Source organism: Paenibacillus sp. EKM211P (genome assembly GCF_011066175.1).
GTDB lineage: Bacteria > Bacillota > Bacilli > Paenibacillales > Paenibacillaceae > Paenibacillus > Paenibacillus polymyxa.
In genome coordinates this window covers 160162-169659 of the sequence record NZ_JAAMNS010000014.1, presented here as the reverse complement: position 1 = coordinate 169659, position 9498 = coordinate 160162, and the positions used below count along the sequence as shown (strand labels likewise).

Sequence of the window (9498 nt, the reverse complement as noted above, 5' to 3'; positions counted from 1 at the left end):
GTTATCTCCATATCTTACGACATGGCTTGATTCTCTCGAAAGTGTTTTGATTTGTCTCACGTTATGGGGTCAGTCCCACTACAGCTGATGTGGTTAAGGGGGTTCTTTTTTTTCATAGTTACGGACTTGTCGACCTAAGGTTGGATACCATACACATATAGAATAAAATGGAGATAGCCTGTCCTTTTCAGGGATTAGATAATAGATTTGGAGTAGAAAAGATTAGGAGTGTGGAAAAATGAGCTTACAAGAGGTGCTTGAACGCCAAGCGATTGATCTACCTGACGATACGCTGGAAGCTTTACTAATCCATAGCAAGAAGCAGGAAGGGCGGCAGGTTCAGCTACGATTGCTAAGTGAACAGGAGCTTTCCGAGAGTATCGAGTGGATGACGCAGATCAAGGTGTTCAAACATATCGTCCCGCTATGGACCGATGATCATTCTAATTATGTAGGTCTATATGTAGAGGGACCACTAGCATATAAATTATGTTACATCAATCACCAGGAAACAGATTTGTCACCGATGTACCGAAGTACAGCTTCGCTGATTGCAGAGTTGGAGCAAAACCCAGAGCTGGATTGGGAACAGCTGCGTAAGGATTACCCGTCTGACAACGACATAAGCACCGAACAACTAGCAGAAGATATTCGCTGTATGCATGAAATGCAGGCTATACTGGAAAAGGATTCATCAATGGAGGATGATGTGAGGTGCCAGCTTCTTTACAGCTTAATGGCGATTACACCTGTTAGTGAGGCGGATTCATTGCTTCCTTATGTGGATGATGAAGATATGTATGTACAGGAACGTGCATGTATTCTATTGGGATATCATGGGTATGGACCCGCGACCGAATTGTTAAAAGAAGTAGTGAAGCATGGAAGCCCGAATGGGAAGCTGGCAGCCCGTAAGGCGCTCTCGATGATTCGCGCTAAGCAAATGGACAATCATATAAAAAAATAAACCAACCTCACATAGCAAATATGGACGGGATGGAAAGGTGACTTATGAAGAGACGAACAGAGCAGCAGGAAGCGATGATGGAAGATATTATTCAAAAGGCAGAGCCGTATGTACAGCAGCAGTTGGAGCATGACCACAGTGGTCATGATTGGTGGCATATTGACCGGGTGAGGAAGCTGTCTGTTGAAATTGCTGCAAAAGAAGGTGCAGATCCGTTCGTGTGCGAGCTGTCAGCACTGCTGCATGATGTAGCGGATGAAAAATTAAATGAATCCAAACAAGCGGGGCTGGATAAAGTTGATCAGTGGCTGCATCTGCATGTAAACGATGCGGATGTGATCACACACGTGATGAGCATTATTGCTACAATGTCCTACAATGGTGGACAAAATCCGCCTATGGAAACGCTGGAAGGTCAGGTTGTGCAGGATGCAGATCGGTTGGATGCTCTGGGAGCGATTGGGATTGCAAGAACCTTTATGTATGCAGGCTCAAAAGGCAGTATCATGCACGATCCGGATCAAGACTATTCACAATATGATTATCGCGCCGCAGGTAAAAGTGCCATATATCATTTTTACGAAAAGCTGCTCAAGCTTAAGGATTTAATGAATACCCCTTATGCCCGAGAACTGGCGGAGGTTCGGCATCAATGGATGGAAATGTATTTGGAGCAGTTTTATAAAGAATGGAATGTGAATGATATCCAACAAAACAGGGGAGGCTGATGCTTCCTAATTGCAATGATTCCAGGGGAAGCTAGCTCTCTTTTTAATAAATATTAGAAAAAATATTGCAATACGCCGATTTCTCTCCTACTATTGATAATAGTTATCAATGATAATGATAATTATTATCTGTAAATTCAAGTAGGTAGAGGGGAGTCTTTCAGTTTATGAAGAAGTTTGCAGTATGGATGTGTACCTTATTATCGGCAAGTTTGCTGTTGACGGCATGTGGTGGAAAGGTGCAGGAGGTGGATAGCTCAGCTCAAAAGAATACCAATGCATCGACACAAACGTCTGTTTCTGACGTAGGAAGTGCCAAGACGATTACATATCTAGATAAGACTTATAAGCTGGCCAAGACGGATCATATTATTATAGCTAGTCTGGAAGCGATGGAAGATGCAGCTGTCCTGGGAGTGAAACCAACTGGGGCGGTTACTTCGGGCGGAAAATTTCCTGAGTTCATGGAAAAAGCGATGGAAGGAGCCGCAGACGTTGGTGACCGAATGCAGCCTAGCGCTGAAACGATCCTGAAACTGAAGGCAGATGTGATTCTTGGGAGTTCTAAATTTCGGCCTGCGGTGGCAGAACAGCTAGGGAAGGTCGCTCCATTGGTTCCAGTATCCCATATTTCAACGAACTGGGAAGCGAATCTATTAATGTTGGGACAGCTTACAGGCAAAGAGGCGAAGGCGAAGGAGATCCTCGACAAGTACAAGCAAGATGCGGAGGCGGCCCAACAGAAGCTCAAACCAATATGGGGAAATAAAAAGGTACTCATGGTACGGATTCGTACAGGCAATCTGTATGTATACCCTGCGGATGTATATTTTAATCCTTCGCTGTATGCTGATCTAGGAGCTAAGGTACCGGAAGAGTTAAATACAGTTAAAGCACAAGAGGCGGTTTCTCTGGAGAAATTGGCTGATATGAACCCCGATTATCTGTTCGTGCAATTCTCCGAAGGAGAGAACAAGGACCAGCCGCAGGCATTGGCAGATTTGGAGAAGAATCCGATTTGGAGCAGTATCAATGCCGTCAAGAATGGGAAAACCTTCGTCAACATTGTAGATCCCAATGCTCAAGGTGGTACTTCATGGAGCAAACTTGCCTTTTTGGAAGCGGTTATGAACCGACTTTCGCAGTAAAGGTAGGAACATGGGAAAAAAGTTGATCTCTCCTTACCTTGTAATCTTCGTCTCTCCCTTGTTTATCGTACTAACATTACTGCTGTCTGTGATGTACGGAGCCAAGACGATAGAATGGGAGACGGTAACTGCTACCTTTTTCCATTTTGATGCTGGAAACGTGGACCATCAGGTCGTTTTAAACTCGCGTCTGCCTAGAGCGGTCGGCTCTATATTAATCGGTGCTTTTCTCGCGATTTCAGGAGCCATTATGCAAGGAATGACACGGAATTTCTTGGCTTCACCCTCAATTATGGGGGTGTCGGATGGGGCGGCGTTTGTGATCACCTTAATGATGATCCTTGCACCGAACTCCACTTCGATGGGCCTGATTGGAAGTTCTTTTGTGGGATCGGCTCTGGGGGTGGCTATTGTATTCGGTTTAGCCTGGATGATTCCCGGCGGTCTTGCCCCGGTTCGTATGGCCATTTTGGGAACGATCATTGGCACGTTTTTAAGCAGCCTGTCGGCCGTTCTCTCCATTTATTTTAATGTATCGCAAAATGTAAGCTTCTGGTTTAACGCTCGTCTGCACCAAATGGACCCCGGGATGATTCAATTGGCAATTCCCTTTGCTCTTGTGGCAATTGTAGGAGCAATGCTGCTGGCCAAGCCAATAACACTACTGTCTTTGGGCGACGACGTGGCCACAGGTCTGGGACAGCGGGCATTACCAGTCAAGTTGGGGGCGATGCTCTGTGTAGCATTGCTGACAGGTGTTTCTGTTGCGCTGGCAGGGAAAATTGCTTTTGTTGGCTTGTTGATTCCGCACATTACCCGATATTTAATCGGAGTAGATTACCGTTGGGTCATTCCATGCTCTGGTTTGATCGGTGGTGTTTTTTTGGGCATGTCTGATGTGTTGAGCCGTTTTCTTAATTATCCGTTTGAAACGCCTATTGGAGTGGTTACCTCGGTCATTGGCATCCCTTTCTTTCTGTACTTAATACGTAGAAAAGGAGGGGGAGAGCATGCGTAAAATCAGTGTGAAACGGCTGTGGTTCGTACTTTCAGGTGGGGCTGCACTTATTTTAGCAGCCTCCTATGTTAGTCTGACCCATGGAGAGTTCGACATGACCCTTCAGGAAGTAATTCAGACATTGTTCCGTATCCACCCTACTCCGCAGCTGGATTTGGTGATTTTTGATTTTCGGCTACCGCGTATTGTGATTGCGGCCTTGATCGGCTTAGGTCTGGGGATAGCTGGGGCGGCGGTACAGGGAGTTACACGGAATGGTTTAGCCGATCCCGGCATTTTAGGCATTAACGCAGGGGCAGGGGCAGCAATCGTCATATTTATGTTCTTTTACCAGGGACAGATGGAGACGACAGGCTGGACTGCGGCGTTGGCTATGCCCTTTTTTGGCTTGATTGGAGGTTTGTTGGCTGCGCTGCTGATCTATTCATTTGCTTGGAAAGCAGGACGTCTGGATTCGCAGCGACTGCTACTTGTAGGTATCGCGATTGGCTCTGGCTTCGGTTCCTTAAGCTTATATCTGTCGCTGAAAATGAAAGCCTCGGATTTCGAGATGGCGACAGTATGGATGTCGGGCAGTATTTGGAGTGCTGATTGGAAGCTGGTTGCTGCCGTAATTCTATGGCTTGTCATATTAATTCCTGTTATTTGGTTGAAATCGTATGTGCTGGATCTATTTCAATTACATGAACATACAGCTAAAAGTCTCGGCGTTGCGACCGAAAAGGAAAAGTCTATTCTCCTGCTGTCCAGCATTGGACTGGTGAGTGCCTGTGTGTCTGTTTCTGGAGGAATAGGCTTTGTAGGATTATTGTCTCCTCATATCGCCAGAAGGCTTGTTGGCCTTCATCATCGTTTTGTGATTCCCGTATGCGGTATGGTCGGTATGGTACTGGTGCTGTTGTCTGATTTTGTTGCCAAAACGGTGGTTGCGCCTGCGGAAATTCCCGTTGGACTGATTATTGCGGTGATCGGGGTCCCTTATTTTGTAGTCTTGCTTATGAAAAAAACGGCCTGATTTCATTGGAATTAAGGTTCTATAGGAGGTAATTCTCATTAAAAACGTATTTACGCAAGATTATCATTCCAGCGATGCACATGGAGCTGTGTATGTTCCTCGCAGTCAGCATCGAGTAATGTACTCGCAGGCTGAAAACTGTGAGTATCATATTTATATTGCCATTCCTGCCGAGGAACCTCCTGTATCTGGCTATCCCGTTATTTATGTGCTGGATGCCAATTCTGTTTTTGGAACCATGGTGGAAGCGGTGCGCGTTCAGGGGAGACGACCTGACAAAACGGGGGTTGTTCCAGCTATCATTGTAGGAATAGGCTATCCAACAGAGGCTCCCTTTCATCCTTCACGATATTACGATCTTACACTGCCTGGGGCGGCTGTGGAGCTTCCGGTAAAGCCAAATGAAGATGCCTGCAAAGAAAGCGGGGGCGCCGAGCATTTCTTGTCATTTATTGAAGATGAGCTTAAGCCAATGATCGAGCGTGATTTTCTTATCGACCGCAACCGACAGACGATCTTCGGGCATTCGCTTGGAGGACTGTTCGTATTACATACCCTGTTTACAAGACCAAACTCTTTTCAGGTGTATGTGGCGGGAAGTCCGTCTATACACTGGGGCGGACAAGTTATTATGGATGAAGAGAAACAGTTTGTAGCTTCTATAGCTCAGAAGCATTGGAATAAAAAGCTGTTGATTGCTGTAGGGGAGTTAGAGGCCGGACATTTTAGTGGCATGCAGGAAAAGGCCAGGGACTTAGCTACGCGTTTAACGACTAGGGACGATCTAGGACTACACGTAGAGTACCGAGAATTTACAGATGAAGGTCATATATCCGTGCTGCCTGTTTTAGTTAGCAGAGCGGTTCGTTTTGCTGCTGATTCTATGTAAATATGCAGTTAGGTATAAATTTTTAAAAGTGTACTTATAAAATAAAATGCAAGAAATCTGAGGCTGTTTCCTTTAACCGAGCGTATCGGAGAGGAAACAGCCTTTAATTTTTTATAAATGTCATATTGATATTATAGATTGTTTGTGTTATTTTATTGTTAATAACAAATTGATAATAACAATATAGAAATAACAAAAAAATAAATACTGTAAAGAAAGCGAGGAAGCGCTGATGTTTGGATTTAATTTTGTTAAATTTCAGCCCAGTGAGTATGTCATGAAGGTGAAGAACGGGAAGGTGGTTCGAGAGGGTGTTGGGTTATCTTTTTATTACTACGCGCCGACCACCTCGGTCGTTGTCGTGCCTGTCTCTTCCATTGATGTACCGTTTATGTTTGAAGATATGACAAATGATTTCCAGGCGGTGACCGTGCAGGGGCAACTGACTTATCGGATTGTGGATTACCGCAGAACGACGCAGATTTTAAACTACACGTATGATTTGAAGGAACGTCGCTACATTTCGGACGATCCAAGCAAGCTGGCTCAACGGGTGATTAACATCGCCAAGGTGCTTACCAAAAAGTATTTGGAACGTGTCCCACTCAAAGAAGCGGTTCAGTCCAGTGAACGTCTGGCTCAAAATATGACGAAGGATATTGCTCAGCATACAGAAATGGAGAAACTGGGCATTGAGGTCATGGGGCTGTCCATTTTGGCGATTTTACCAAATAAGGAGACGATGAGAGCACTGGAGGCGCAGGCGAGAGAGGAAATTCTTCGCAGTGCGGATCACGCTTTGTACGAGCGTCGTAACGCATCCATAGAGCAGGAGCGGCGTGTGAAGGAAAATGAGCTGAATACGGAAATTGCGGTGGAGACGAAAAAGAGACAGATTCGCGAAACCCAACTGGATGCCGAGCGTTCCGTAAAGCAAAAGCAAAGTGAGATGAAGGAGGAGCAGCTACGGTTTGACACGGCTTTGGAAGAGAAAAAGCGCGAACTGATTGAGCTGACCGTAACGAATAAAAAGGCGGAAGCTGATGCCAAGGCCTATGAGCTGACAGCGGTGATGAAATCGTTGCAAGATGTCGAGCCTAACGTACTTCAAGCTATGGCCAACATGGATATGAGCCCGGATAAGCTGATTGCGATCGCCTTTCAGGAGCTAGCAGAAAATGCAGGGAAAATTGGTCAGTTGAATATTACACCGGACCTGCTGCAAGGTCTCATGTCAGATACGGGAACAAGTGGATCAGCAGGATCGAGAGGGTCTGGAGGAAGATCACGATGAGCAGCCGAATGACTGAGCAGAAGATTATTTTGGTGAAGCGTAAAACGCGACTGGAGGAACTGATTGTTCGTTACAATACGGTGCAGCAGGCTCGCTTCTTTATGGAACGGCTGGGTGCGGATTTTAGTGATTATGTGCTGGAGGATGAAAATTACCGCAGGGCGGTGGCAACGGCGACGTCCGAGTTATCGGCCTTGGGGCGTGTCCAGATTGTGGAGCGGGAACATGTGCCGAACTTTATTTTTGGTGAGCAGGATACGGTGGTGGTACTGGGTCAGGATGGGTTGGTAGCCAACACGTTAAAATATTTGACCGAGCAGCCGCTAATCGGCGTAAATCCAGATCCATTGCGCTGGGATGGGGTATTGCTGCCGTTTACTGTATCTGATCTGCGCTGGGTGGTGCCGGATGTGTTCGTGCACAGACGGCCGATTAAGGAGGTTACGCTGGCTAAGGCCCAACTAAATGATGGCCAATTCATATATGCTGTGAACGATTTGTTCATCGGGCGCAAAACTCATGTTTCTGCGAGATATGAGCTGAGATTGGAGGATCAGGTAGAGCAGCAATCGTCCAGCGGTATTATTGTTTCCACCGGATTGGGGGCAACAGGCTGGCTGACCAGTGTGCTGGCTGGAGCGGCCGGGATTGTCGGCAGTGCTACACGGCATCCGGTCTCGCTGACTCCAGATCACCTGATGTCAGATGCAGCTTTCAGCCAGGAAGGGACAGTAGAAGGAATGGGGCATGATCATCGTGCTACCTGGAGCTCGCCCTCGCTTTATTTTACAGTGAGAGAACCATTCCCCAGTCGGACGACTGCTGCGGAGCTGGTGTTTGGGCAGGTGGCCGTTGAAAGACCACTGCGAATTGCTTCGCAGATGCCGGAGAATGGAGTTATTTTTAGTGATGGAGTAGAGAGCGACTTTCTGGAGTTTAATGCTGGCATTGAGGCGACCATTGGACCGGCGGAGAAAAAAGGGCATCTGGTGGTGTAGAGGTTTGTACAGGACGGCAATGGGTAATTATGAATAAGGTACAACCATCAGATGAAATTAAAAAAGGAGGAATCAACATGAGCGACCACACTCAAGACGAAGCGAAAATCCGCAACAAGAAGAACGAGGACGGAGATTCCTTGATGGAGAAAACGAAGCTGGACAATGGCGTGGATATCGAGCCTGAGGCTGATGAATGGATTGCGAAGCCCTCACCAGTATCATACGATGATACGAAATCCTCTTCGCAGAAATAAGACTCTTGCGTCTCAATAGAGCAGTAATGCAAAGACAGATGATCCTTAACCGGGTCATCTGTCTTTTTTACATAATTAATTGAATCTGGAATATACCTTCCATACTAGCTCACGACGGCTGCTTACCTCTGTTTTCAAGAAAATGGCTTTCAGATGATCCTGCACCGTGTAGGCCGTAATATGAAGTGCACTTGCCAGTTCCTTGGTAGAAAAGCCTTGGACAATGAGCCGGACAAGCTGTCTCTCTCGTTCAGTCCATGAGTAGATCTCAGCCATGAGCGGCAACATGTCGGTTGCTTTAGCAGGCTCAAACCATACAGCCAGCTGCTTCTCGCCCGTATGCTCACGTCCGCTTTGCAGGAGAGTAGCTCTGACGGTGACCCAAGGAGTTCCAGCGTCTGCGGAAGGGATACATAGTCTGGCTGGTGCAGTAGAAGTGGATAGCGCTCGCAAGCTTACCGCTCGAACAGAGGCCGGCAACTCGTCCTCATGGATTCCCTCCTGCTGCCGAAGCAGCTTTAGCCACTGTTCTGCTACTATATTGGACGAGAGGGGTTCTAGTTGAGCGGAAAGCGTCAGAACACCTGGCTCAAGTTCATGTTCCATAGCCATAGTGGGGGCTGGAGATACACCGACACTGGTTTGACGCAGATGGTAGGCTATGGATGGCGCTAACGCTTCAAGCAGTTGTTGCTCTTCCGCGCTGAATACAGGCTTTCCATAGTGGCGGAACAACGTAAGAAATCCCCAGCAGCTTCCTTTGTACATAAATGGAATACGCAGCTCATCGCCGAATCCAGCGGGCTGCAAAACATTCCTAAAACGTGTGCTGCGATCCGGCTGGCCTTGTGTAGATCCATGAAGCGTCGCGATAGGCTGTCCTTCTCGCACCAATTGATCGTATTTCATGATATCATCGTGCAGATACTCGTATTCTAGCAGTTTGCTATGAATGTCCTCTACACCCGACTCCGTAAATGCACCCGTGGAAAGCAGCGTTCGCGGATCTACTGAGGTACAGCATGCCGCATCAAAAGAAATCTGAGTACGCAAGCGGTCGATTAGCGTGTGCTTGTATGTAGGAGATGAGGGTGATTTATTTCCCATTTCCATGATTGGTTGTTGATCATTCTTAAGCTGTGCAAATTGAGTATAATGTGCGTTCATCGTTTACTCCTATCGTG

General features: G+C 46.8%; 10 protein-coding genes. 9 read left to right on the top strand and 1 reads right to left on the bottom strand.

Annotation, left to right across the window (positions count from 1 at the left end; genetic code table 11):
* Window positions 1-238: 238 nt before the first annotated feature.
* The 9 genes from G9G57_RS19100 to G9G57_RS19060 all read left to right on the top strand — a co-directional run bounded on the left by G9G57_RS19100 (window position 239) and on the right by G9G57_RS19060 (window position 8314).
* A complete protein-coding gene (locus G9G57_RS19100) occupies window positions 239-967 on the top strand; it encodes a HEAT repeat domain-containing protein (RefSeq protein WP_164965405.1) in 729 nt (242 codons plus the stop codon).
* Window positions 968-1011: 44 nt separating this feature from the next.
* Window positions 1012-1695, top strand: coding sequence for an HD domain-containing protein (locus G9G57_RS19095; protein ID WP_164965404.1), 684 nt, complete (start codon window positions 1012-1014; stop codon window positions 1693-1695).
* 167 nt (window positions 1696-1862) lie between these two features.
* Window positions 1863-2843: an iron-hydroxamate ABC transporter substrate-binding protein gene (locus G9G57_RS19090; RefSeq protein ID WP_164965403.1), complete on the top strand. Its 981-nt coding sequence runs from the start codon at window positions 1863-1865 to the stop codon at window positions 2841-2843.
* 10 nt (window positions 2844-2853) lie between these two features.
* Window positions 2854-3861 (top strand): FecCD family ABC transporter permease, encoded by a 1008-nt coding sequence (locus G9G57_RS19085; protein ID WP_016820618.1) that lies wholly within the window; start codon window positions 2854-2856, stop codon window positions 3859-3861.
* On the top strand, window positions 3854-4876 hold the full coding sequence (locus G9G57_RS19080; RefSeq protein WP_164965402.1) for a FecCD family ABC transporter permease: 1023 nt from the start codon (window positions 3854-3856) through the stop codon (window positions 4874-4876). The genes G9G57_RS19085 and G9G57_RS19080 overlap by 8 nt, the downstream gene beginning before the upstream one ends.
* A gap of 118 nt (window positions 4877-4994) precedes the next feature.
* Window positions 4995-5765, top strand: a complete 771-nt coding sequence (locus G9G57_RS19075; RefSeq protein ID WP_164965408.1) for an alpha/beta hydrolase — start codon at window positions 4995-4997, stop codon at window positions 5763-5765.
* Window positions 5766-5997: 232 nt separating this feature from the next.
* Window positions 5998-7059: an SPFH domain-containing protein gene (locus G9G57_RS19070; RefSeq protein ID WP_090887899.1), complete on the top strand. Its 1062-nt coding sequence runs from the start codon at window positions 5998-6000 to the stop codon at window positions 7057-7059.
* Window positions 7056-8057: a sugar kinase gene (locus G9G57_RS19065; RefSeq protein WP_044785850.1), complete on the top strand. Its 1002-nt coding sequence runs from the start codon at window positions 7056-7058 to the stop codon at window positions 8055-8057. Before G9G57_RS19070 ends, G9G57_RS19065 begins: the two co-directional genes overlap by 4 nt.
* 77 nt (window positions 8058-8134) lie before the next feature.
* Window positions 8135-8314 carry a hypothetical protein gene (locus G9G57_RS19060; protein ID WP_013370039.1) on the top strand — a complete coding sequence of 60 codons (180 nt, stop codon included), beginning with the start codon at window positions 8135-8137 and terminating at the stop codon, window positions 8312-8314.
* 75 nt (window positions 8315-8389) lie between these two features.
* On the opposite strand, the gene G9G57_RS19055 is transcribed toward G9G57_RS19060, so the two are convergent.
* The gene (locus tag G9G57_RS19055; protein WP_044785851.1) at window positions 8390-9481 is read right to left on the bottom strand and encodes a LuxR C-terminal-related transcriptional regulator; all 1092 of its coding nucleotides are present in this window, start codon (window positions 9479-9481) and stop codon (window positions 8390-8392) included.
* Window positions 9482-9498 lie beyond the last annotated feature (17 nt).